At 64.3% G+C, this 24,227-nt stretch carries 21 protein-coding genes; 8 read left to right on the top strand and 13 right to left on the bottom strand.

The annotated features are described in order from the left end of the window. Nucleotides 1-54: 54 nt before the first annotated feature. Complete coding sequence (locus ACKFR8_RS11630) at nucleotides 55-1,113, bottom strand: Cj0069 family protein (protein ID WP_408930152.1); 1,059 nt, start codon at nucleotides 1,111-1,113, stop codon at nucleotides 55-57. Nucleotides 1,114-1,391: 278 nt separating this feature from the next. On the opposite strand from ACKFR8_RS11630, the gene ACKFR8_RS11625 reads away from it, so the two are divergent. From ACKFR8_RS11625 to ACKFR8_RS11615, 3 genes are all read left to right on the top strand, one after another. Continuing rightward, nucleotides 1,392-2,252: a sulfurtransferase gene (locus ACKFR8_RS11625; protein WP_408930151.1), complete on the top strand. Its 861-nt coding sequence runs from the start codon at nucleotides 1,392-1,394 to the stop codon at nucleotides 2,250-2,252. A 144-nt stretch (nucleotides 2,253-2,396) separates the two neighbouring features. Next, on the top strand, nucleotides 2,397-4,160 hold the full coding sequence (locus ACKFR8_RS11620; protein ID WP_408930150.1) for an acetyl/propionyl/methylcrotonyl-CoA carboxylase subunit alpha: 1,764 nt from the start codon (nucleotides 2,397-2,399) through the stop codon (nucleotides 4,158-4,160). Between the two features lie 11 nt (nucleotides 4,161-4,171). Further along, nucleotides 4,172-4,729 (top strand): GNAT family N-acetyltransferase, encoded by a 558-nt coding sequence (locus tag ACKFR8_RS11615; RefSeq protein ID WP_408930149.1) that lies wholly within the window; start codon nucleotides 4,172-4,174, stop codon nucleotides 4,727-4,729. Nucleotides 4,730-4,831: 102 nt separating this feature from the next. Here the strand turns inward: ACKFR8_RS11615 and ACKFR8_RS11610 are convergent, their stop codons facing one another. After that, nucleotides 4,832-8,263: a pyruvate carboxylase gene (locus ACKFR8_RS11610; protein WP_408930148.1), complete on the bottom strand. Its 3,432-nt coding sequence runs from the start codon at nucleotides 8,261-8,263 to the stop codon at nucleotides 4,832-4,834. Nucleotides 8,264-8,830: 567 nt separating this feature from the next. On the opposite strand from ACKFR8_RS11610, the gene ACKFR8_RS11605 reads away from it, so the two are divergent. Next, the gene (locus ACKFR8_RS11605; protein ID WP_408930147.1) at nucleotides 8,831-9,445 is read left to right on the top strand and encodes an Ltp family lipoprotein; all 615 of its coding nucleotides are present in this window, start codon (nucleotides 8,831-8,833) and stop codon (nucleotides 9,443-9,445) included. Nucleotides 9,446-9,463: 18 nt separating this feature from the next. On the opposite strand, the gene ACKFR8_RS11600 is transcribed toward ACKFR8_RS11605, so the two are convergent. From ACKFR8_RS11600 to upp, 3 genes are all read right to left on the bottom strand, one after another. Next, nucleotides 9,464-10,888 (bottom strand): NAD(P)H-quinone dehydrogenase, encoded by a 1,425-nt coding sequence (locus tag ACKFR8_RS11600; protein WP_296133459.1) that lies wholly within the window; start codon nucleotides 10,886-10,888, stop codon nucleotides 9,464-9,466. A 59-nt stretch (nucleotides 10,889-10,947) separates the two neighbouring features. Continuing rightward, a complete protein-coding gene (locus ACKFR8_RS11595) occupies nucleotides 10,948-12,129 on the bottom strand; it encodes a M20 family metallopeptidase (protein WP_296133460.1) in 1,182 nt (393 codons plus the stop codon). 112 nt (nucleotides 12,130-12,241) lie between these two features. Beyond that, complete coding sequence (gene upp / locus ACKFR8_RS11590; RefSeq protein ID WP_296133463.1) at nucleotides 12,242-12,877, bottom strand: uracil phosphoribosyltransferase; 636 nt, start codon at nucleotides 12,875-12,877, stop codon at nucleotides 12,242-12,244. 61 nt (nucleotides 12,878-12,938) lie between these two features. Between upp and ACKFR8_RS11585 the strand changes: the two genes are divergently transcribed. Genes ACKFR8_RS11585 through ACKFR8_RS11575 form a run of 3 tightly spaced genes read left to right on the top strand, consistent with a single transcriptional unit; the run spans nucleotide 12,939 to nucleotide 15,378 of the window. Further along, the gene (locus ACKFR8_RS11585; RefSeq protein ID WP_296133465.1) at nucleotides 12,939-13,214 is read left to right on the top strand and encodes a hypothetical protein; all 276 of its coding nucleotides are present in this window, start codon (nucleotides 12,939-12,941) and stop codon (nucleotides 13,212-13,214) included. Beyond that, nucleotides 13,214-14,128 (top strand): C40 family peptidase, encoded by a 915-nt coding sequence (locus tag ACKFR8_RS11580; RefSeq protein WP_408931017.1) that lies wholly within the window; start codon nucleotides 13,214-13,216, stop codon nucleotides 14,126-14,128. Before ACKFR8_RS11585 ends, ACKFR8_RS11580 begins: the two co-directional genes overlap by 1 nt. Before the next feature lie 11 nt (nucleotides 14,129-14,139). Beyond that, nucleotides 14,140-15,378, top strand: a complete 1,239-nt coding sequence (locus ACKFR8_RS11575; protein ID WP_408930146.1) for a hypothetical protein — start codon at nucleotides 14,140-14,142, stop codon at nucleotides 15,376-15,378. Between the two features lie 27 nt (nucleotides 15,379-15,405). Here ACKFR8_RS11575 and ACKFR8_RS11570 read toward each other — a convergent pair whose 3' ends face one another. Then, nucleotides 15,406-16,272, bottom strand: coding sequence for an adenosine deaminase (locus tag ACKFR8_RS11570; RefSeq protein WP_296133469.1), 867 nt, complete (start codon nucleotides 16,270-16,272; stop codon nucleotides 15,406-15,408). A gap of 39 nt (nucleotides 16,273-16,311) precedes the next feature. Between ACKFR8_RS11570 and ACKFR8_RS11565 the strand changes: the two genes are divergently transcribed. Then, a complete protein-coding gene (locus ACKFR8_RS11565) occupies nucleotides 16,312-17,538 on the top strand; it encodes a D-alanyl-D-alanine carboxypeptidase family protein (protein ID WP_296133471.1) in 1,227 nt (408 codons plus the stop codon). On the opposite strand, the gene ACKFR8_RS11560 is transcribed toward ACKFR8_RS11565, so the two are convergent. The 7 genes from ACKFR8_RS11560 to ACKFR8_RS11530 form a co-directional block, all read right to left on the bottom strand. Beyond that, on the bottom strand, nucleotides 17,513-18,301 hold the full coding sequence (locus tag ACKFR8_RS11560; RefSeq protein ID WP_408930145.1) for an RDD family protein: 789 nt from the start codon (nucleotides 18,299-18,301) through the stop codon (nucleotides 17,513-17,515). The genes ACKFR8_RS11565 and ACKFR8_RS11560 overlap by 26 nt on opposite strands. Nucleotides 18,302-18,355: 54 nt before the next feature. Beyond that, on the bottom strand, nucleotides 18,356-19,438 hold the full coding sequence (locus ACKFR8_RS11555; protein ID WP_408930144.1) for a YhjD/YihY/BrkB family envelope integrity protein: 1,083 nt from the start codon (nucleotides 19,436-19,438) through the stop codon (nucleotides 18,356-18,358). 65 nt (nucleotides 19,439-19,503) lie between these two features. After that, nucleotides 19,504-20,529 carry a tryptophan--tRNA ligase gene (gene trpS, locus ACKFR8_RS11550; protein WP_408930143.1) on the bottom strand — a complete coding sequence of 342 codons (1,026 nt, stop codon included), beginning with the start codon at nucleotides 20,527-20,529 and terminating at the stop codon, nucleotides 19,504-19,506. A gap of 117 nt (nucleotides 20,530-20,646) precedes the next feature. Next, the gene (locus ACKFR8_RS11545) at nucleotides 20,647-20,838 is read right to left on the bottom strand and encodes a hypothetical protein (RefSeq protein ID WP_005322618.1); all 192 of its coding nucleotides are present in this window, start codon (nucleotides 20,836-20,838) and stop codon (nucleotides 20,647-20,649) included. A 51-nt stretch (nucleotides 20,839-20,889) separates the two neighbouring features. Continuing rightward, nucleotides 20,890-21,861, bottom strand: a complete 972-nt coding sequence (locus ACKFR8_RS11540) for a trimeric intracellular cation channel family protein (protein ID WP_408930142.1) — start codon at nucleotides 21,859-21,861, stop codon at nucleotides 20,890-20,892. Then, the gene (locus tag ACKFR8_RS11535) at nucleotides 21,861-22,778 is read right to left on the bottom strand and encodes an exodeoxyribonuclease III (protein ID WP_408930141.1); all 918 of its coding nucleotides are present in this window, start codon (nucleotides 22,776-22,778) and stop codon (nucleotides 21,861-21,863) included. Before ACKFR8_RS11535 ends, ACKFR8_RS11540 begins: the two co-directional genes overlap by 1 nt. Nucleotides 22,779-22,799: 21 nt before the next feature. After that, nucleotides 22,800-24,053, bottom strand: a complete 1,254-nt coding sequence (locus tag ACKFR8_RS11530) for an MFS transporter (RefSeq protein WP_269954150.1) — start codon at nucleotides 24,051-24,053, stop codon at nucleotides 22,800-22,802. Nucleotides 24,054-24,227: the final 174 nt, after the last annotated feature.

Raw genomic sequence — 24,227 nt, 5'->3', positions numbered from 1 at the left:
TGCATGGAGAGAGGGAAGAGCAAGAATGAAACACTCAGTAATAAGTGTTCCGCATTAGGCGTGCTTTTCCTCCACGCGCTTGATGGCCTCGGCGGCCACCTTTTCTTGGATGCCCATGTCCAGCTCCGAGGTGAAGCCCACGCAGGAGCAGTTAATCTCACCCAGAACGTAGGTGTCCTGGCCATCGTCGCCATCAGCAAGCATGAAGTCCGCGGTCCAGATCAGCGGGATGTTATCGCCGCCGAGCTTCTCAGCGATCACCGGGCGAACCTCCGCGAACATGTCGATGAGCTCCTGCCACTCCTCCGGCTTCTGGTAGGTGTACTTCGCGCCGGAGAACAGGGTGGCAGAGAAGGCGTCGCCGCCCTCGGCCGGCTTCTTGTGCACGACGAATACCGGGTCCGGGCCGACGAGGAGGATGCGGATTTCGCCCTCCACGATGCGCGGCATGAAGCGCATGTCCACGAGCATGCCGTTATCGCCCTCAATGTACTGGTCGCAGAAGTCCATGAACTCGCCCAGCTCGCGCTCCTCGGTGTGATTGTCCACGGCCTCGGTGCACTTGAGCTTGGTGTCCAGCGGCAGCGCGGTGCCCGGCTCGACGGACTCGGCAACGGACTCATCCGCCAAGCGCACGCGCCAGATGCCGGAGCCGGTGGAGCCGCGATTCTGCTTGAGGACGCGCTCACCGTAGGACAGAGAGGTCGGGAACGTGCTGTGGAAGGATTCCACGTCGTAGTAGGCCGCGGTGTCGGACGGCACCAGGTCGGTGTCGTTGAGCTTGACCAGTGCGTCCTTGGCGCCGTAGGCCATCATCTCGGCCGGGGTGGACATGCCGACCAGGCCAGCCTCAGCAAGCTTGCTCAACAGGTCGAAGTAGCCCTTCTCACCGCCCGGGATGTTGCCCGGGTTCACGCGGGAAATGTAGGCATCAAAGTTCTCAGAGACGTACTCGAAGAGCTTCTCGGACCACTCAGGGCGGTAGAACACAACCTCTGCGTGCCAGCCTGCATCCTTAATACAGTCAACAATGGGCAGGGTGTCCTTGCGATGGCCGTTGAACTGCTTGTCAGAACCGCCCTCGACCTCGAAGACGACGATTGCCTTATGCACAGCTAATCCCTTTCGTTGGGGTAATTTGCGGGGTCACTTCCTAAAATAACTCAGTCACACACTCTGCGCTTGTCAAAGCTGCTACCCCCCAAAAGTCAAGCTCACACACCACTCCATCCCCTGACCTGCACGGTTGTTATAACCAGTGACTGTAACGGGGCTGATTTCGCAGGCCATGTGTATCCAACACCACAAAAGTTTCCCCCGGGTGACCACTCACCCGTCATCCGCGCTAGAGTTGAGGCGACCATTCCTTCTAATGAAAAGGTAGGTGGACTGTGGCCGATTTTGACCCGAATCCCCCCTTCCAGGAGTACGCGCACCCTGAGCGTCTCGTATCCGCACCGTGGCTGTCCGCGCGCCTGGGCGTGAAAGGCCTGCGGGTCATCGAGGTCGACGAGGACTCCCTCCTCTACGACATCGGCCACATCCCCACCGCCACCCGCATCAACTTCCAGAAGGAGTTGATGGACCCCACGACGCGCGACCTCATTGATGAGCAGGGCTTCACCGAGCTCATGCGAGATAAGGGAATTGAGCGCGAGGACACCGTGGTCTTCTACGGCGACAAGTCGAACTGGTGGGCCGCCTTCGCCCTGTGGGTCTTCGAACTCTACGGCCACCCGGACGTGCGCATTCTGGATGGCGGACGCGATGCGTGGATGTCTGAGGAGCGCGATACGTCCTTCATGGTGCCCGACTTCCCTGTGTCCTCCTACCCGGAGGTCACTCTCGATGACACGGCGCGCATCTTCGTCGAGGAACTGCGCGGCGCCTCCGCCAATCTGGTAGATACCCGCAGCCCCGAGGAGTATGGCGGCGAGGCCGCGCGCACCTCGGGAAACGGGGAGTCTCCCTACGGCACCACGATGACGCACGGCCACATCCCCGGCGCCTCCAACCTGGAGTGGGACCGCGCGGTGTACCCCAACGGCTGCTTCCGCGCGCACAACGAGCTCGAGATCAACTACGGGGATCTGGAGCCGGCGACCGAAACGGTGCTCTATTCCCACGTTGGCGCGCAGGCCGCACACACGTGGTTCGTGCTCAAGTACCTGCTGGGCTTTAGCTCCGCGCGGGTCTACGATGGCTCGTGGGCCGAGTGGGGGAATATGATCCGCATGCCCGTTGAGCGCTAACATTGGCGTGAACAACGCGCCTCAACGAAGCCCGCATCCGCGCTGGTGCGGGTTTTCTTTTTGGACACGTGACAATGTTCGCATGTTTTGGTGTGCAAGAATAGTACGCAGTCCTATCACAATTTTTGGAGGAGGGTTCCTGCCGTGGCAGTTGAAACCAAGAACATCACCAAGGTCCTCGTGGCCAACCGCGGTGAGATCGCAGTCCGCGTTATCCGCGCGGCACGGGATGCCGGTATTGCATCCGTCGCCGTCTACGCCGAGCCCGACGCCGATGCTCCCTTCGTCACGCTCGCGGACGAGGCCTTCGCCCTCGGCGGCCAGACCTCGGCAGAGTCTTACTTGGACAGTGCCAAGCTTCTCGACGCCGCCGCTAAGTCCGGCGCCGACGCCATCCACCCCGGTTACGGCTTTTTGTCCGAGAACGCCGAGTTTGCCCAGGCCGTCATTGACGCCGGCCTGACCTGGATCGGCCCCTCCCCGCAGTCCATCGCGGACCTGGGTGACAAGGTCACCGCTCGCCACATTGCTGAGCGCGCCGACGCCCCCATGGCCCCCGGCACCCCGGATCCGGTCAAGGACGCCGCGGAGGTTGAGGCCTTTGCCGACGAGCACGGCCTGCCCATCGCCATCAAGGCCGCCTTCGGCGGTGGCGGCCGCGGCATGAAGGTCGCGCACACCCGCGAGGAGATCGCAGACCTGTACGAGTCCGCTACCCGCGAGGCCACCGCCGCCTTCGGCCGCGGCGAGTGCTTTGTAGAGCGCTACCTGGACAAGGCCCGCCACGTTGAGGCTCAGGTCCTGGCGGATCAGCATGGCAACGTCGTCGTCATGGGCACCCGCGATTGCTCCCTGCAGCGTCGCTTCCAGAAGCTTGTCGAGGAAGCCCCTGCCCCGTTCCTCACCGACGAGCAGCGCGCCGCCATCCACGAGTCCGCCAAGCACATTTGCCGCGAAGCCGGCTACTACGGCGCCGGCACGGTGGAATACCTCGTCGGCTCCGACGGCCTCATCTCCTTCCTTGAGGTCAACACTCGCCTCCAGGTGGAGCACCCCGTCACTGAGGAGACCACCGGCTACGACCTCGTCCGCGAGCAGTTCCGTATCGCTGAGGGCCGTGAGCTCTCCATTACTGAAGATCCTGCCCCGCGCGGGCACGCCTTCGAGTTCCGCATTAACGGCGAGGATGCCGCTGCCGGCTTCATTCCCGCCCCGGGCACCATCACCGGCTACACCGAGCCGGCCGGCCCCGGCGTGCGTGTGGACTCCGGTGTGCGTGAGGGTTCCGTCATTGGCGGCCAGTTCGACTCCATGCTGGCCAAGCTCATCGTGTGGGGACCGGACCGCGCCACCGCCATCGAGCGCGCCCGCCGCGCCCTGGCGGAATACCGCGTCGAGGGCCTGCCCACCGTCATTCCCTTCCACCAAGCCATTCTTAGCGACCCGGCGTTTGCCGCGCAGGACGGCAGTTTCACGGTCTACACCAAGTGGATCGAGGAAGAGTGGGTCAACGAGCTTCCCGCAGCGGAGGATTCCGTCGAACCAGAAGCGCAGGAGAACTCCCAGAAGTTCGTCGTGGAGGTCGGCGGCCGCCGCCTCGAGGTAGCCCTGCCCAGCAATCTACTGCTGGGCGGCGGCCAGCAGCGCAAGAAGTCGAAGAAGCGCCGGAGCGGCGGTGCACAGGCCAACGTGTCCGGCGATGCAGTGACCGCACCGATGCAGGGCAGCGTGATCAAGGTGGCCGTCGAGGAAGGCCAGGAGGTCGCAGAAGGCGACGTCGTCGTCGTGCTCGAGGCCATGAAGATGGAAAACCCCGTCAAGGCCCACAAATCCGGCACCGTCACCGACCTCAAGGTCGCCACCGGCGCGCAGATCAACAAGGGCGAGCCGATTCTGGAGATCAAGTAGCCTCGAAAGGCATGAGCGTCAACGATTCCGAATTCGGAGTGCGGCTAGCCAAGGAGCACGACCGCACCTATCTCTCCCGTCTCCTCTTCCTCGCCGATGTCCTCGGTGATGAAAACGCCCACCTTGGGGACTTCCACACGCCGGATGTGGGGCTCTACATTGATGAGTGGTCACCGCAGGTCGACGGCGGCGTCATCGCCGTCTCCAGCCACCGCGTCCCCGTCGGCGGAGCCTGGCTGCGCTACTACACCACCGAGCAGAAGGGTGCAGCCTACACCGGAAACCCAGAGGCCGACCCATTCGACGAATCCCAGTGGGCCACCGACCTCGATCCGGAGGACATTCCTGAGCTCTTCCTCGCCGTGGAGTCACGTTACAGGGGCCTGGGCGCTGGACGACGCCTCCTGCGCAACGCCTGCGACCTCGCTGAGGCCCAAGAGGCCCCAGCCGTATCGCTCTGGATCGAACCCGAGAACACCGGTGCCCGCAAGCTCTATGAGTCCGAAGGCTTCGTCGACATTGTGGTCCCCGGCCGCCCAGACGCCCAAGTGATGCTCAAGCGCTTCTAGCAGCACAAGCCTCCGAGGCGATAACACAAACGCACGAACCCCCTTCTCCCTGGTGTTTGTTCCAGGCAGGAGGGGGTTCGGCGGCTTTAATTGTTGACGGCTTTAATTGATGACGGCGATAAGGTCGCCGCCCTCAACCTTGGTGGCGGCGCCAATGGCGACGCGCTCGATGGTGCCGTCCTTTGTGGCGGAGATGGACGCTTCCATCTTCATGGCCTCGATGACGGCGATCTGGTCGCCGGCCTTGACCTCGTCGCCCACCTTGGCGGTCGGGTTCACCACGCCGGCGAACGGAGCGGCCACGTGGCCCTCGTTGGACGGATCCGCCTTCTCCACGGTGGGGACGCTGGACTCGATGTTCTGGTCGCGCACCTTGAGCGGGCGAATCTGACCGTTGACATTGAGCACCACGTTGCGGATGCCCTTCTCGTCCGGTTCACCGATAGCGTCGAGACGCACGGTGATCGGGGTAAGGTTCGCGCGGTCCTTGGAGCCCTCCGGGAAGTAGTGGACGATGTAGTCCTTGCCCTCTTCCAGACCGTAGAAGAAGATCGTGTCCGTGAGCGCCTCGGTGTTACCGAAGGTGCGGCGGAACTCGTTGAACTCCTCGAACTGCTTCGGGAAGAGCAGGCGGTTCAGAGAGGCACGACGCTCGGTCGAGTTATCCGAGACTAGGTGCTCCTTCTCCTCCTCCGGGACTGGCTTCACGGTGACGTCGCCAATCGTGCGACCCTCTAGGACCTTGTCACGCAGTGGCGGCCAGCCACCCGGAGGGGTACCGAGCTCACCGCGCAGGAAGGCGATGACGGAGTCCGGAATGTCGTACTTGGTGGGGTTGGCCTCGAAGTCCGCCGGGTCAACGCCCGCGCCCACCAGATGCAGCGCCAAGTCGCCCACGACCTTGGAGGACGGGGTCACCTTGGTCGGTCGGCCCAGCATCTCGTTCACAGCCGCGTAGGTGTCCTCGATGACCTCGAAGCGGTCCTCCAGTCCCAGCGCGCTAGCCTGCGCGCGAAGGTTGGAGAGCTGACCGCCCGGAATCTCGTGGCGGTAGACGCGGCCGGTCGGCCCCGGAATGCCCTTCTCGAACGGGCGGTAGAGCTGGCGCACGGCCTCCCAGTAGGGCTCCAGATCGGAGACGGCCTTGAGGGAAATGCCGGTGTCACGCGCGGAATCAGAGAACGCCGCGATGATGGCAGACAGGGACGGCTGCGAGGTGGTACCGGCCAGCGGTGCAGACGCACCGTCGACGACGTCGGCGCCAGACAGCGCTGCCGCATAGTAGGTGGCCAGCTGGCCGCCCGCGGTATCGTGCGTGTGGACGTGGACCGGTAGATCGAATTCCTTGCGCAGAGCCATGACCAGCTTGGACGCGGACTCCGGGCGCAGCAGGCCGGCCATGTCCTTAATTGCCAGCACGTGGGCGCCGGTGTTGACGATCTCCTCGGCCAACTTGAGGTAGTAGTCCAGCGTGTAGAGCTTCTCATTCGGCGAGCACATATCGCCGGAGTACGCCATGGCGACCTCCGCCACGGTGGTATTGGTCTCCAGGACAGCATCGATGGCGGGGCGCATCTGGGAGACGTCGTTCAGCGCGTCGAAGATGCGGAAGACGTCAACGCCGGACTTTGCCGCCTCCTGAACGAACGCGTTGCACACGTCGTTGGGGTACGGCGAGTAGCCCACGGTGTTGCGTCCACGCAGCAGCATCTGGATGTTCTGGTTCGGCATAGCCTCACGCAGCAGGTCCAAGCGCACCCATGGGTCTTCCTTGAGGAAGCGCATAGCAACGTCGTACGTCGCGCCACCCCAGGCCTCCACGGAGTACAGCTCCGGGGTCATGCGGGCCACGGCTTCTGCCGCGGTGACCAGGGCGGTACCGCGCACGCGGGTGGCCAGCAGGGACTGGTGGGCGTCACGGAACGTGGTATCGGTGACCGCGAGGGCATCCTGCTTGCGGATTTTCTCGGCCCACTTCTTCGGGCCGAGCTCCAGCAGGTCGTCGCGCGAACCGCGCGGCGGGGCCGCCTCGTAGTCTAGGTCCGGCATCTTGTCGAAGGGACGCAAGGTGGTGGGGCGCTCGCCGTTGGGCTTGTTGACGGTGACGTCCGCGATGTAGTCAATGATGCGGCCGGATTCGTCCACAGCCGGCGGGGCCTTAAGCAGGTCCGGGTGCTCCGGGATGAAGCTGGTGTCCACGCGGGTGGTGACGAAGTCCGGTTCGCGCAGCAGGGCGCGCAGGAAGCCGATGTTGGTGGCCACACCGGCCACGGTGAACTCATTGAGCGCGCGCTGCGCACGGGCCACCGCCTGCTCGAAGTTGACGCCGCGGCAGGTCATCTTCACCAGCAGAGAGTCGAAGTTCGGGGAGACCTCGGCGCCGACGGCCGTTGCACCGTCGAGACGCACGCCCGCGCCGCCCGGCGAACGGTACTGGGTCAGCGTGCCCGTATCGGGGCGGAAGCCGTTGGCGGGATCCTCGGTGGTGATACGGCACTGCAGGGCAGCACCGTTGATGTGGATGTCCTCCTGCTTGAGGCCGAGCTCCTCGAGGGACAGGCCGGCCGCAATCTGCATCTGGGACTTCACAATGTCCACGCCCGTGATCTCCTCGGTCACGGTGTGCTCCACCTGCACGCGCGGGTTCATCTCGATGAAGACGTGATTACCCTTCTCATCGACGAGGAACTCCACGGTTCCGGCGCCCTCATAGTTGATGTGCTCGCAGAACTTCACGGCGTCCGCACAGATGCGGTCACGCAGCTCTGGGTCCAGCGTCGGCGCCGGGGCGATCTCGACGACCTTCTGGTGGCGGCGCTGCACGGAGCAGTCACGCTCGAAGAGGTGCATGACGTGGCCTTGGGAGTCCGCCAGAATCTGCACCTCAATGTGCTGCGGACGGATGACAGCAGTCTCGAGGTACACGTTGCCGTCACCGAAGGCGGCCTCCGCCTCACGGGAAGCCTCCGCACACTTGGTCTTCAGTTCCGCCTCGTTCTCAATGAAGCGCATACCGCGGCCGCCACCGCCGGCAACTGCCTTGACGAACACGGGGAACTCAAAGTCGTTGGAGTATTCCGCCAGCTTGTCGACGTCCGTCGAGGGCTCCGAGTCCTTCAACGTCGGCAGCCCAGCCTCTTCCGCGGCGGCCACGGCTGCGGCCTTATCGCCGGTCAGGTCCAGGGTCTCAGCGGTGGGGCCGATGAACTTAATGCCGTTGTCCCGGCAGGCGCGGGCCAGGTCAGCACGCTCTGACAGGAAGCCATAGCCGGGGTAAATGGCATCGGCGCCGGCCTTCTTAGCGGCGCGAATAACCTCATCGATGTCGAGGTATGCCTTGACCGGCTGTCCCTCGGTGCCAATGCGGACGGCCTCATTAGCAAAGGCACGGTGGAAGGAGTTGCGGTCCTCCTTCGGGTAGATGGCCACGGTCTTCGCGCCCACCTCAAAGGCGGCACGGAAGGCACGCACGGCAATCTCGCCGCGGTTGGCCACCAGAATCTTGGAGAAGGACTTCTGGGCGGTATCAGACACTTGCTGTAATCCTTTCAATTAAGCGAGATGCAGACTCCACAGTAGTGCCCGTGACGGACACGTGGGCGAGAATTGACATATCGGTTAACAGAAATTCAGTCCATACGTAGAACTCGGGGATCAAGCGAAAAGAATTCCAGCACATACCGGCTGCACGCTGCTCCGACTATCTATTCGCACGCACCACTCCAGTGGCACCCCGCCCCCGTTCACGCTCCACTGGTTCACTCCAGGCTCCCCTAAGTTGGGCCCTCCTGACGACGACGCTCTCCACACATCTGCAGAGTGCCGCAGACACCCGGACTGGTTCGACTTCAGATTCGTCCACACATTCGAAGCACGTCTACCCCATGTCTGGAGCGAGTGTCATGATGCTTCGCGTTCACTCTTTTTCTCACTCAAGAGGCCGCTCTCTCATGACCAACCACACCAACCCCTACGCCGCCCCGCAGTTCCCCGAAGGCCCAACAGCAGCGCAGCCTGCCCCGCAGCCGAAAAAAGAAGAAGCACGGGTGCCTCGCGTGGGGCGCCGGCGCAGTCGCGGTTCTGTTTCTCGGCAGCATCGCAGTGAACGGCAGCTCCGGCAACGATGCGGCCCCGCACTCCGCGTCCTCATCAGTGTCCGCGTCGTTCGCTTCCGGAACCGATGTCAACACCGATTCCACTGCTGCGGAACTGGTGTCTCAGGACTCCCCCGCCACCGCGGCCCAGGCCGATGACGATGCTCCGAAGGAGTACCGAAATGCCCTGCGTGCGGCCCAGCGCTACCTCGATTTTTCCGGCTTCTCCGAGGCGAAGCTGTACCACCAGCTCACCAGCGAATACGGATCGCAGTACACTCCTGACGCGGCCCAGTACGCGATGGACCACATCACCGTGGACTGGAATGCCGAAGCCCTCGAATCCGCGGAGAGCTACATCGAGTATTCGGGCTTCTCCAAGGCCAAGCTCTATGACCAGCTCACTTCCGAATACGGCGAGCAGTTCACTGCGGAGCAGGCCCAGTACGCCGTTGACAACGTCAATGCGGACTGGATGGAGGAGGCAGTACAGTCAGCGGAGAGCTACCAGGAGTTCTCTGCCATGTCGGGCGCTGGACTCCTGGACCAGCTCACCAGTGAGTACGGCGAGAAGTTCACTATGGAAGAAGCCCAGCATGCAGTCAGCGCGCTGGGCCTCTAGGCAAGTGACTGTGGAGGTCTACTCCAAGTCGTCGTGGGCAACGAGGCGGCGGGCGGCCTCCGTGATGGTGCCGGACAGCGACGGGTAGACGGCGAAGGAATCCGCCAGCTGGTTCACGGTGAGCTGGTTGGTCACAGCAACCGCCACGGGCAGGATGAGCTCGGAGGCGGTGGGGGCGACAATGACGCCGCCGATGACGCGACCGGAGGTGGCGCGGCAGAAGAGCTTGACAAAGCCGTGCTGCAGGGAGCGCATCTTGGCGCGCGGATTGGTCTTGAGCGGCATCGTGATGGTGCGGGCTGCGACCTCACCGGCCTCAATTTCTGCCTGGGTAAAGCCGACGGCGGCGATCTCCGGGCGGGTGAACACCGCGGTAGCGACGGTCTTCAGGCGCAGCGGAGACACGCCCTCACCCAGCGAGTGGTACATGGCGATGCGGCCCTGCATCGCGGCAACAGACGCCAGCGGGAACAGGTCAGAGCAGTCACCAGCAGCGTAGATGCCGGCCACGTTGGTGCGGGAAACGCGGTCGACCTCAATGTGGCCAGACTTGGTGGTGGCCACGCCCACGTGCTCGAGGCCGAGGTCCTTGGTGTTAGGGATGGAGCCGATGGACATGATGACGTGGGAGCCGTGGATCTCACGGCCGTCCTGCGTCTTGACCACCACGTTGCCGTCCTCGGTGCGGGAGACGGTCTCCACGCGGCAGTTCTTCTCCAGCTCCACGCCGCGCTCTGCCAGGACGGTCTCGAGGACGTCGGCCGCATCGGCGTCGTCATGCGGCAGGATGCGGTCACGGGAGGCCACCATGGTCACGCGCACGCCCATTTCCGCGAAGGCGGAGACAAACTCGGCGCCGGTGACACCGGAACCGACGACGATGAGGTGCTCCGGCTCCTCCTTGAGGTCATAGACCTGCTGCCAGGTAAGGATGCGCTCGCCGTCCGGCTGCGCGCCCGGCAGGATGCGCGGGGTGGCACCGGTGGCGACGAGGACGAGGTCAGCGTCGAGCGTCTCGGTGGTGCCGTCGTTACGGGTCACATCAACCCGGTGGGCGGCGCCCGTGACGCCGTTCTGGTCCTCAGAGAACGCCGCGCGGCCATCGATAACCTGGACGCCGATCTTCTCCAGACCGTCACGCACGTCTTGCGACTGGTTGCCGGCAAGTGCTTGCACACGGCCGTTGAGCGCCTGCAGGTTCAGCTTCAACGAGCTGAGCTGGTTGTTGAGCCCCATGTCATCGGCACGGCGGAAGTCGGTCTGAATATTTGCGCCGGCAATAAAGGACTTTGACGGCACGCAGTCCAAAAGAACGGAGGAGCCGCCGGGGCCCTGGTCCTCCACCAACGTAATGTGTGCGCCGTACTTAGCGCCGGCAGTCGCGGCCTCGTAGCCTGCGGGGCCACCGCCAATAATTACGATGCGGGGGGCTTCCTGTGACACTGTCGCTCCTTCTGCAAGAAATTAAATAGAAATCGTGTCACAGTTTAATGGTTGGAAGCTTATTCCTCCACGTTGGCAAACTGCTCCGCCACGGAGCCAAAAAGCTTCACGCCCACGCCAATCGCGCGCTCGTCCGGCGCCAAGTCCCCCATGTGGAGATCGTGCTGCTCCCCTTCCCCGGACCAGCAGCCCAGGCGGGCCATGGAGCCGGGTACTTTCTCCAGGTACCAGGAGAAATCCTCGCCGCCGGAGGACTGCGGGGCCTGGACCACGGCTTGCGGATCGATGGCCTGGGCAGCGCTGGCGAGGAGGGCGGTCGAGACGTCGTCGTTCAGCACCGGCGGAACCCCGCGGTGATAGACCAATTCGTGCTCCACCCCCGTGGGTGCCAGCACCTGCTCCACCAGCTCCGCGAACAGCGTCTGCATCTCGCGCCAGATGGCGATATCAGCGGTGCGCATGGTGCCGGACACCGAGCCGGTCTCCGGGATAGCGTTGGGGGCGTAGCCGGAGTTGACCTGGCCGAAGACCAGGACGGTGCCGGTGCGCGGATCCACCCGGCGCGACAGCAAGCCAGGGAGGTCCGTGAGCAGCTTGCCTAAGGCATAGACGACGTCGGCCGACAGGTGCGGGCGCGAGGTGTGCCCGCCGGGTCCGGTGACGTTGATTTCCACGACGTCCGTCGCGGAGGTAATTGCGCCTGCGCGCACGCCGATGCGGCCCACGCGCAGCTTCGGCTCCACGTGGACGGCGAAAATGGAGTTCACGCCTTCCAGCGCTCCCCACTCGATGACGTCGGTGGCGCCACCCACCCATACTTCCTCAGCGGGCTGGAAGATAACGCGAACGCCGAAATCCAGCGGGTGCTCGCGGTTGAGATCCGCCAGCGCGCAGGCAGTGGCCAGCGCGATTGTGGTGTGCACATCGTGGCCGCAGGCGTGCATGACGCCGGGCACCTCGGAGGTGTACTCGAGGCCAGTGACCTCGGTGACGGGCAGCGCGTCGATATCGGCGCGGAATGCCAAGCGCCCGAGCTCGGTATCCGGCCCGATGTCCACCATGAGGCCGGTCTCCGGGAAGAGCTGCGGCTCCAGGCCATACTCGCGCAGGGTGCGGGCGATGAAACGCGTCGTCTCCACCTCGTTGTTCGAGGTTTCCGGGTGGCGGTGAATATGGCGGCGCCACGCGATGACCTCCGCGCGGTGGCTGCTAAACCACTCACTCACGAACTCTGAGATCATTGCTTCCTCCTCCACGGTTCCTTTCTGGGAGAGTCTACAACTAGACCATGCGGTTCAGTTAGCCGCGCAGGTCAGCCACGCGTGGCACTGAGCGGTCCGCTCGTACGGCGCGCTAAAGATCGATGTTGCGCGGGCCGTACAGGCGGTCGCCGGCGTCACCCAAGCCGGGCACGATGTAGGCGTCCTCGTTGAGCTGCGGGTCAATCGCGGCAGTCACCAAACGGACGGGCAGGCCGGAGTTCGCCAACGCGTCAACACCTTCTTGCGCGGAGACCATGCAGATGGCGGTGATGTCGGTTGCGCCGCGGTCTGCCAGCAACTTGAGGGAGTGCAGCAGCGAGCCGCCGGTGGCCAACATCGGGTCCACCACGAACACGCTGCGGCCGCTGAGATCCTCCGGGAGGGCCTCCAGGTACGGCACCGGCTGGTGCGTCGCTTCGTCGCGCGCCATACCAATGAATCCCACCTGTGCATCCGGAATCATGGACAGTGCCGGGTCCACCATGCCCAGGCCGGCGCGGATGATGGGGACGATGATGGGCGGGTCCTGGAGGCGCGTTCCCTCCGCGGTGGACACGGGGGTGGCGCAGTCGAAGTGCTCGACAGGGAGGTTGCGCGCAGCCTCGTAGACGAGCATGGTGCCCAGGTCCCGCAGGGCGGCGCGGAAGGCGGCGTTATCGCTGCGGGCATCGCGCATCAGCGTCAGGCGGGAGGCGGCGAGGGGGTGGTCTACAACGTGGATATCCATGCCCACCACTGTATAAGAGTTGGGCGGGAACCGATCGGTGGGACGGGCAGTCTAATACGTCATGACGACCTTTCAGATTGATACCGAACACACGCGGCGTTTAGCGCACGAGCTTGCCGACGCCGCCCAGGCCTCCCCCACCCCACCTCCCGCACTTCCCACCGATCCCACGTTGAGTGGCTTCATTACTGCTCTCGAAGGAGCACTCTCCAACCTCGATGCTCGGCTGGCCCAGGTAAGGGCCGATGCCACGGCGGTGGCGGAGTCAAGCTTCCGCATGGCTAGGGAGGCCGAGGACTCCGACGACGGACTGGCCGCTGCCTTAGGAGGTGCGTGATGCTGCAGACCGCCATCGCGCAGATTGCGCGCCTGCAACCAGAGCAGCTTCCGCACGTAGGCCTTCCAGCAGTGCCGGATCTTGCTGCCGCGCGTCCCCTGGCGGACATCGCGCACGGCAATGCCGCCCCGCTTCTCGCTGCGGCTCGTGTGGCGGCGGAGGACCGCTCCACCATCGAGGCAGCCCTAGGAAAGGCTCGCCGGCTTATCGGGGCCACTCTGGGGGATCTGCTCCGCCTCGGCATCGAGCTTCTCCAGCGCGGTTTCCCTATTGCGCTGCGGCTACTTATTCCTGTCCCTGCAGTGCGCGCCGCGGCGTTGGCGAAGCTGCGCTGTCTGGCATCGCAGTACGTGGCGCGGGCCGTGCAGCGCGTGAAGCAACTGGCCGGCGAACTGCTCCAGGCTTCGGCCCCGCTGCTGCCCATTGCGCAGCGCGCAGTGCAGGCGGCGGTGCGCGGCAGCCAGCCGGACAACACCACCGTGACTCGGCATGCACTCCCCGCCCCCACTTCCGCCGAGGCTGATGTGCCTACTCCGGTGGCCGCCCACGCCCCCGCGGACTCGTCCGGCTCCACCCAGGGCCGGGCGGCGGTGCAGGCGGCGATGTCCCAGGTAGGAACTCCATACGTGTGGGGCGGTACGGGCGCCGGCGGATTCGACTGTTCCGGCCTCACCCAGTGGGCGTGGCGCCAGGCCGGGGTGGAGCTCCCGCGCACCGCGGAGAGCCAGGCGGTGGGTCGGCAGGTCAGCGCCGCGGAGCTGCAGCCGGGGGACCTCGTGGTATGGGACGGGCACGTGGCCATGTACTCCGGCGATGGGCTAATGGTGGAGGCGGGAAGCCCCGTGCAGACCAATCCGCTGCGCACCAACAACATGGGGATGGCTTTCAAAGGGTTCTGGAGGCCTACAGGGTAGACTGTTTCCCCATGAACACCCGCGCTATCATCCCCGTCCAGCTCTCCCTTAGCGAGGGAGACTTCTACACCCTGTGGGCGCCGAAGTGGCGCCAGAACGGCTCCGAGTGGCAGGCCTTCTTGGGAGACGATGAGTCCATCCTCCTCTTCCCCACTGAGGCCGCCATGCTGTGTTTCCTCGAATCCGGCAAGAAGCACGACCTGCTTGACCACCCCAAGTGGGAGGCCTTTAACTCCCAGCCGGCTAACCGCGTCGTTGCGTCCAAGAAGGATGTCTACGATCTTGTGGCCATGCCGAAATTCCTGGCAGGCCGCCCGAGCCACGAGAACGTATCCACCGTGGCCCGCTGCCTGGAGATGGCCCGCGCGTTGGCTGAGGTTGCCGCTGCCGAGCACACCGTCATCTTCTTCGCCTCGCACTCCATCCTGCGCAACACCGCCCGCGGCGCCGACCACTACGCCGGCGATGCCGGCATGAACGAGTGGTCCGGCGTGGGCCGCGTGGTCCACGCCAACTGGCGCGAGGTCATTGAGGACCTGGATAAGGTAGTCAAGGTCGTGCCGTCGTCTGACTTTGACGACGCCGCTACTGCCGACGCCGCAACGCGCATCTCCGCGGCCACCACCGCCGCCGAAGAGGCCCGCACCAAGGCCGAGGAGGAGCGCAAGGCAGCCGCCGAGGCCGCCGACCCCTACGACAGCTCCCCGTGGGCTGCCGCCGGCATCGACCCGGTGAAGATCACCGCGGACCAGAAGTCGGTCTACACCCTGCGCACCTACCTCGACGGCAAGCCGGTATTCCTGGGCAAATGGGGCGAGATCTTCACCTTCCCCACGTCCAAGGTGCTCATCCGCTGGATCATGGAAAATGATGACCACGATCTGGCTAAGGTCTCCACGTGGGAAGAGGTCGTCGCCGCGGCCAACGCCGGCGAGCTCGACGTCACCGTGCACCCGGACAACCAGTACACCTTCAATGGCATCGTCCACGACATCGAGAAGGGCCCCGAGTCCGTCGATGCCGAGCAGATGAGCCGCTGCTACGAGGTGTGCGCGGACGCTGCCGACTGGGCGGGCGACGATTCGATTAACTCCTACATGCTGGAGCACCCGCGCTTCCAGGATTACCTGGGCTACATGCTCGGCTCCACGGAGCACGCCGGCTACGTGCCGTCCAAGCCGTACACCGAGCACGCGGAGTCCTGGAAGGGCTTGCAGGACATGCTGACCAAGCGCTTCTCCCGCTTCTAGAGCCTGCTGAGGGCCCGCGGTGGCCGCTTAGGACTCTGTGGGGTCGGAGTCCTCGAGATCCTCCGCGTCTGCATCTTCGGCAAACTCAGGGTCCGCGAGCTCCTCGTAGGCGGGCAGGATCTGCTCCTCGATGAGGCGCTGGCGGTCCTCCTCGCTAGCAAAGGAGTTCTCGATGGCCTTGATGGTCAGATCGAAGAATTCCTCCAGCCCGTAGCCAAAGGTCTCGCTGAGCGCGACGAAGACGTCGCTGAGCACCTCGCCGGCCACCACGCACGTAAAACCCAGCTGCTGCAGCAGCGGCAGGGGGTGATCGCTCAACTCATCCGGCAGCTCCGCCAGCGGGGCGAAGACCAGGGGGATGCGGCGGTCGCGCACCCAGGCCGAGGCCTTCCCGGGGCGGATGCCGTCGAGGTCAGCGCCGAAGTCATCCACCAAGTCAGTCGCGTGAACCAGGCGGGTGGCCCCCGCCTGCACGGCGGTAACGGCCTCCTCGAAGGACGCCACATCCGCCTCCCACGGCACGAACTCGCCGCGAAGCTTCTCCGCGGCCGCCACCTCGCCCGCGTTGCGCGCCGCCACGCCGACAGCCGGCTCGCTCAGTTCGCCGGTCACGATGAGGCGGGCATCGATACCCTCGACGTCCATGCCCTGCACAGCCGCGGCGATGGCCTCGGCGGGCGGGAAGGGGAAGGCGTCGACAGTCAGGCGCAGCTCGGCGTACACCACGTGGTCGTTCACCAGCGCCTCCACGTGCGCGCGGGTGGCCTCGCGGAGGGCGTCGGCAGTCGCGGCGTCGGCAGGCAACGGCGAGAGCAGCGCCACCTTGGGCAGTCCGGCGAAGATCTCGGCACCGGAATCTTTGTTTTCAGGGCTAATTAAAGGTGCGTCATGCATGGGGTTCATACTAGGGCGCGGTCTAGGATGAAGCACGTTATGCACCGCTGTCTCACCCGTGTTCCGGCCCTCCTGGCCGCACTTGCCTTAACCTGCCCGCCCGTTGCGCTGGCGGAGGAGTCCGAAGAGTCTTCCGCCATCCGCACCGAAGCCCCCGATACGGACTCCTGCCCACACTCGCTCGTGCCGGCTGAACCCGTCACAACGTCGGAGCGCCTGGCACCTGGTCAGGAGACCCCCACTCCCCTGCCCGCGGTGGAGGGCGCACCGTGCGGGGTGAGCGTGCCCCGGGGGTTCAACGTCAACAAGGACGTCGTGGCCTCGGCGTGGATGGTCAGTGACATCGATACCGGTGAAATCATCGCGATGAAGGACCCCAACGGGCGCTACCGCCCGGCCTCCATCATCAAGGCGCTGCTGGCGCTCGTGGCCATCGACGAGCTACCCCTGGACCGCCGCATCACCGCCACGCTGGACGACGCCTCCGTGGAAGGCTCCGCCGTCGGCATCGGCCCCGATGGCACCTACACTGTCGAGCAGCTCCTCGAAGGCCTGCTCATGGCCTCCGGCAACGATGCCGCCCACGCGCTGGCCCAGGCACTGGGCGGGGACGAGGTCGCGCTGAAGAAGGTCAACGAGTTGGCGAAGAAGCTGGGCACGCGCTCCACCGTGGCGGCGAGCTACCACGGCCTCGATGCCGCCGGCATGTCGACGTCCGCCGCGGACATCTCGCTCATTTACCGCGCGGCATTTTCCAACGAGACCTTCGCGCGGATTGTCGATACCGAGCACGTGGATTTCCCCGGATGGAAGGATCTTCCCGGCTACGAGCTGTGGAACGACAATGGCCTGTACCTCAACGATCCGGAGGGGATCGGTGGAAAGACCGGCTACACGGAAGACGCACACCACACGTTCGTGGGCGCGATTGACCACGATGGGCGCCGCCTCCAGGCGGTCATTCTGGACACCACCGTGGAGCACGGCTTCCGCGCGTGGGAGCAGGCGCAGATGCTCCTGCGGGAGGCCAGTGACGTAGACCCGGGCGACGGCGTGGGTGAGCTCGCGGACTTCAGCGCCCAGTCGGATTCTGTCACCCCGACGTCAGCAGCGCCCGCTCCCAGTACTGCTCCGAATGCCGCGGCCGCGCCTGCCGACGCCTCCTCGTCACTCGATTCCGTACAGAGCTGGGCCGGCTGGCTCATTACCGCGCTGGTGGCTCTCCTGGTTGTGGCGGTAGCTACTTTTTCGCTACTTCGGCGTTGACCATGCGGTCCTGCTTGCCTTGCAGCTGCGTGTTCGGCCCAATCGTGGTGATGAGGTAGAGCCCGGCCAGGAGTGAAATCAGCGGCCCCACCGCCGGGACCAGGCCCGCCACGCGCCACCAGTTGCGCTGGATGCTCTGGCCCCACGTGAGCTTGTCGTGGGTGGTGGCGTTTCGCACCGTATACCCGAAGAGCATCTTGCCCGGCGTCGCGCCGAGGATAACCTCGAAGCCAACGAAGTACGCCACGACGACGACCGCCATGACAAATGCAGCCAGGCTCCCGCTTTCGGCGGAAGTCGGGGTGGTCGCGGCGCCGAAGAGCGAGGCCACGATGCTGGCGAGGACGAAGTCCAGGATGGCCATCGTGGCCCGCTCTCCGCCGCTGGCGCGCTCCGGATGCGCCGACGCCGCCACCGGGACCGACGCCCCGAAGGCCGCGCTAGCTCCAGCCGGGCCGCCACCGTAGCCGGGCTGCGGCGCCTGCTGCGGCCACCGCCCCGTCTCCGCGACTTGCTCCAGCTGCGCCCACGTGGGCTGGAAGCCACGCTCGATTTCCTGGTCGTAGCTCGCGCGCATGGAGGGCTCGCACAGGATCTTCGAGGCGATGTCCAGCTCCTGGCGGCGCTGGTCCTCCGGGAGGTAGCCGGTATTTGCCAGCTGGATGTCCGCCGCCGCCAACTTCACGCTGAGTTCGCGGGAGGTGGAGCGAGAATCAACCAGGAAGTACCCGTACAGGTTCGGTGCGGGAGTAGCGGGCAGCATAAAAGGAGAACCTTTCTTAACAGATAGGGCTCGGGAGAGAGTTCGTGTGCGGTGCTACTTGCGGCGCAGCAGCGCCCACGCGCCGGCTGCAGCGGCGCCGAGGGCAGCGCCCGCACCTAGCGCGACGCCGGCGTTCGGCCCCTGCTTGACTTCGGTGCGCACGCGGATAACCGCCTGATCCGGTACCGGCGGCTCGAGGAGCTCCAGGGACTCATGGGTCGTCGCCATCCACGCGGAGACGTACAGGACCACGCGCCAGATAAGGTACATGACCACCATGAGGACGATGACCGGACCGAAGACCGCGCCGGCCGGGTTGCCCGCGGCCGAGGACATGATGACGGTGGACAGCTGCTTGATCAGCTCGAAGGCCACCGCACCGATAGCGGCACCGATAAGGCCCGACTTGGTGGGCACCTTCGTGCGCGGCAGGAAGGCCACCATCCACCAAAAGACCAAGAAGTTGGCGATGAGGCCGATGACAATACCGGCCAGGACGATGACTGCATCCATGCCGGGGAAGGAGTCGATGCCGACCTGCTCGAAGATCTTTTGGGTCAGTCCGGAGGAGCCCGCCGCAGTCACGCCGAAGGCGATGATCATCGCCACGAGCAGGCCAATAAGCCCCAGCAGGTCGCTGAGCTTCTTGGTGAAGAAGTTGCCCGGGGCGTCGTTGGGGTCCAGGTTCCACATAGCCGAAATACCGATGCGCAGGTTATTCATCCAGCCCAGGCCGGACCACAGGGTGGTCAGGCCACCGATGCCGTACATGGCGGCGCGCTGCTCAATCGCGGTGTGGAGCAGTTCCGTGATGGAGTTGCCCAGGTCGCCGGAGACGGAGTCCGAAATCTGCTGCTCCAGTTCTGCCATGAGGTCCGGGCGGTTAGCCAGGACCGTGGCCGTCACTGCTACCACGAGCATGAAGATGGGGAAGATGGCCAGCACCGAGAAATAAGTGATGCCCGCGGCGAACTGGTTGCCGCCCTGGCTGCCGTAGCGGTCCAGCATCTTCATGATGTGGTCGACAAAGCCGGACTTCTCACGGACCTTGTCTACCGCACCCGGCTCGTCGGCGTGGGCGCGCTCGATGCCGTATTCGTCGGTCTTTTTCTCATCGGGTCGAGTCGATGGTGCCACGGGCAAACCCCTTTTGTGTTGTCAGTTAAGCGTCCCTCATATGCTAACCGACTATGCTATCCAACTCAGCCCCGGCGTGCTGGGAGGAAGCCCACGGCCTCGTACACCTTGTCTACCAGCGGGGTGGCAATCTCTGTGGCGCGCTCAGCGCCCTGCGCCAGGATGCGCTCGAGCTCTCCGCGGTCCTCCATCAGCTCGTCGTAGCGGGCCTTGAGCGGGGTGGTAAACGCCTCGAGTGCCTCGGCCGTATCGACCTTGAGGTGGCCGTAGCCCTGGCCGGCGTACTTGTCCACGAGAGCGTCGATAGCCTCACCCGTCAGCGCCGACTGGATGGCCAGTAGGTTGGATACGCCCGGCTGCTTGTCCCGGTCGAAGGCCACCACGCCCAGGTCATCGGTCACGGCGGACTTGATGCGCTTGGCGGAGGTCTTCGGTGCATCGAGAAGATTGACAATGCCCTTCGGGTTCGCGCCCGACTTCGACATCTTGGAGGTCGGCTCCTGCAGGTCGTAGATCTTGGCCGAGCCCTCCGGGATGAAGGCCTCCGGGACGCGGAAGACCTCGCCATACTTGTTATTAAAACGCTCCGCCAAGTTACGGGTGAGCTCCAGGTGCTGGCGCTGGTCCTCGCCCACCGGCACGTAATCCGGGGAGTACAGGAGGATGTCGGCGGCCATGAGCATGGGATAGGTAAACAGGCCCACGGTGGTGCGGTCTTGGCCCTGCTTGGCGGACTTATCCTTGAACTGGGTCATGCGGGAGGCCTCGCCGAAACCAGTCAGGCACTGCAGCACCCAGGTCAGCTCCGTGTGGGCGGGCACGTGCGACTGCACGAACAGCGTGGACTTCGCCGGGTCAATGCCCAGGGCGATAAGCTGCGCGGCGCCCGCGATGGTGCGGTGGCGCAACTCCTCCGGGTTCTGCTCCACCGTGATGGCATGCAGGTCCGGGATGAAATAAAAAGCCTCGTAGCTCTCCTGCAGGTCAATCCACTGCTTGAGCGCTCCCAGGTAATTACCCAGGTGATAGGAATCAGCGGTGGGTTGGATACCGGACAGGACACGGGAAACGGTGGAATTGTCTGCAGTCATGGTGCCTTATCCTACCCCCTAGCCCCGACGCACGGTTCACATCCTTCCCCGGCGCCGCCTGAGCGAGGGATCGAAAAATCCCCTGCCCGATTGGGCAAGGGATGCGGCGCAAGGATTTTAGAGCTTGCGGGAGGTCGGGCTGACCACGTCCATCAGGATGGCCCAACCGGATACCATCAGCGCGCCGCCCACGCCCATGAGCACGATGGGGCCGAGGAAAGCGAAGGACGGACCAACAACGGTCCACCACCAGATGCTCAGGCCGAGGATTACAGCGCCGAGGACGAAAGAAATAATTGCGCGAGCCATGAACTTTCTCCGTTGCAGATTACTGATTTTTTTGACCTAACCATAATAGCACTACTGCTTGTGCTTGGGCGCCTTGCGCTTGCCGACGTCCTCCTTATTAAAGCTCCACTGCTGCTCCACGTTTACTCCCCTCGCCCCTGGCGAGTGCCGACCGCTCGGCCGCGTAATCCACTGTTGCTTCGGCCGGCGCGCAATGCGGTTGCTCGAAAAATCGTCGTAGTCCGCCCCCTCTGCCGCAGTAGAAAAAGCTCGTGTCTTGTTCTTAAACGAGCGACTTAAAGGCCTAGTCAGCGGGCGCGTGATGGGGCTGGCATAGCGCGTGGCCGCGCCCGCCTTGCGCTTGGCTTTGCGGGCGCCATCGCGCACGATGCGCGCGGACAAACGCAGGCGCGGGTCCATCTGCTGTTCGGCATCACGATATTCGAAGACGGGCAGGCCTTTCTTGAAGTAAATCGCAGCCAAGCGGGCGATGAAACACACAGAGGCGGTGATAATCGCGGCCGGTTCCTCAGCCAAGCCGCCGTGGTAGAGCACCATAAACAGCGCCGCGGCCAACAGCGAGATGGCGGCATAATACTCGCCGGAAAAGACCAGCGGAATGCGATCTGAAAGCAGGTCACGCAGCACGCCGCCAAAGACGCCGGAAATCACTGCAGACACCGAGGCAATAATGAACCCATGTCCCAGGTGGACCGCGATTTGGGTGCCCAGCACCGAAAAGACCGCGAGCCCCAGGGCATCCAAGATCAGGAAGAGGTGGCGGAAGTAGTGCATGAGGAAGGACATGCCTACCGTCACCACGGCCGCCACGATGACGATCACCAAATAAATGGGATGCTCAACCCAGGTAAAGGGAGGGTCATCGAGGATCATATCGCGCACCGTGCCGCCGCCCAGCGCCGTCATGGAGGCAATCATGGTGACGCCGAATAGATCGAGCTTTTGGCGGCCGGCGGACAAGGCGGCGGTCATGGACTCGGCCGTAATACCAACTACATACAGGACGGTAAATAGTGGCGTCATCAGCGGTACTCCACCAGCAGTGGGGAATGGTCGGACCAGCGCTGCTCCACGGTAGGAGCCTTATCCACCCAGGTGCGCTGCGCGCGCTCCAGCATCGGGCGGGTGGCCGCCTGGTAATCGATGCGCCACCCGGCGTTGTTATTAAATGCCTGGCCGCGGTAGGTCCACCAGGTATAGGGACCATCTTCTTCTGGGTGCAGGCGGCGGGCGACGTCGAACCACTGCGGATCTGCGGCCGGGGACCACGGCTCGCCGCCGGCGTACTCGACCACACCCTGCCACTGCCCCAGGTTCTTCTTTTCCTGCGGCTCAGCATCCGGGAACGCGCCAAAGACGTGATCCATGAAGGCGCGTTCTTCCGGCAGGTGGCCGGCCTTCTTTTCGTTGGCCTTATTATTTTTCAGGTCCTGGGCGCGGTGGCAGATATTCCAGTCGCCGCCGATGACCATGTCGGCGGGGCTGCCATCGGAGTTCGTCCGCGCCGCGTTCTTCGCCAGAATTTCCTGGAACTCGTCCAAGAAGCGGTACTTTTCATCCAACTTCGGCGAACCGGTATCGCCGGAAGGCAAGTACAAGGAGGCGACGCGAATATCGCGGGTGGTAGCCGCAATCCAGCGGCCGGCGTCGGTAAAGGAGCCGAAGCCCACTTCGACGTCGGCAAACGGGGTGCGAGACAGGATACCGACGCCGGCGCGGCCCTTTACGGCGGCGTCGGCAAGCGCTAAGTGCCATCCTGCCTCCAGGGCTGGGGCCAAGGCCTTTTCGGCCTGCTCCGGGGTTGCGCGCACCTCTTGCATGAGCACGATTTCGGCCGGAGTCTCCTCTAGCCAGGCGTTCATACCGGGGTTATTTTCATTGCGCTGCTTGCACGCAGCGCGGATTCCGTTGACGTTAACGCTCGCGATGGTAAGGGTCATGCCAACAGCATATCGGTATACCTAGGCGCGGCGAGCAAGACGCTTTTTATCCCACATCGTTGCAGCCCACACCAGGCAACCCGCAGCCGCCAGGCCGGCACCCGCCAGCGCCGGGGCGGAGTAGCCCAGGCCCGCACCCACCACGGCGCCGCCAATGGTCGCACCGGCCGCATTCGCGATATTCAGCGCGGACTGGTTGAGGGCTGCGGCCAAAGTCTGGGCGTCGCCAGCCACATGCACCAAGCGCAGCTGCAGCGAAGGCACCAAGGTGGAGCCCATAAACGCTACGCAGCCAAAGCACAAGGTAGCGGGGATGGCGTGGCCGGAGAGGAAGTAGAAGGCCGTGAGGATAACGATGAGGCAGGCCAGGGCAAAGATAATGCCAAACTCCAGATTGCGGTCAGCAAGCCAGCCGCCGAAGGCATTGCCGATGGTCATGCCGATGCCATAGGCCATAAGCACCACCCAGATGAGGTTCTGGTCCATGCCGGCGACCTCGGTCATGGTCCACGAAATATAGGTATAGACGGAGAACATGCCGCCAAAGCCGACCACGCCCATGATGACGGTGAACCACACCTGGCTGTTTTTGAACGCCCCAAATTCGGTGCGGATATCGGTCTGTTTCATCTCTGTCATGTGCGGCATCAGGAAGAACAACGCAATGGCGGTGACAATGCCCAAGGCCACGACCACCAGGTAGGCCGCCTGCCAGCCCAGCGCGGAGCCGAGGGCTTGGGCGGCCGGTACACCAATCACCGTGGCGATGGCCAGGCCCATGCCCACATAAGCCATGGCCTTGCCGCGGCCGCCGGGAGGAGCCATGGATGCGGCAGAAAGGTTAGCCACGGAGAAATAAGCGCCGTGCGGCATGCCCGCAATAAAGCGCGCCACCATGAGGATGGCGTAGTTCGGCGCCAAGACCGAAAGCAGATTGCCCACCACGAGGAAGCCGATGAGCAGCAAGATTAAGCGGCGGCGCGGGAGCTTGCCGGTAAAAGCCGCAATCAGCGGGGCGCCGACCACCACGCCCATTGCATAGATGGTGATGAGCGTGGAGGCGTTTTCTTCCGAAATGCCAAAATCATCCGCGATGAGCGGCAGCAGGCCCATGGACACAAACTCCGTCGTGCCGATGGCAAACGCGCCCAGGGCCATGGCCACCATGACGATGGCGCGGCGGCGGGCGGTAATCTCCGTTTGCAACGGCAGCGGACGGCGGCGAATGCGGTGTTCGTGTGCGCTGCGCGGGCTGAGCTCATCGATGATTTTCATGGGGTGTGAGGGTACACCCAGTGCGCGACTGCAGCATGCCCGCAGCGGGGGGCTCGTGAATATCTCCACCCCTCCCGCGCATGGGTGACAGCGGCCACGCAACCCTTTTCAAGGGGCGCAAATGGGGGATCACTATCAGCAAACTGGCCCACATGCCGCCCACAAAATCGGTAA

This window comes from Corynebacterium axilliensis, from assembly GCF_046097495.1.
Taxonomy (GTDB): Bacteria; Actinomycetota; Actinomycetes; order Mycobacteriales; family Mycobacteriaceae; genus Corynebacterium.
The sequence above is the reverse complement of the archived record's forward strand: the minus strand, read 5'-3'. Positions and strand labels throughout refer to the sequence as shown.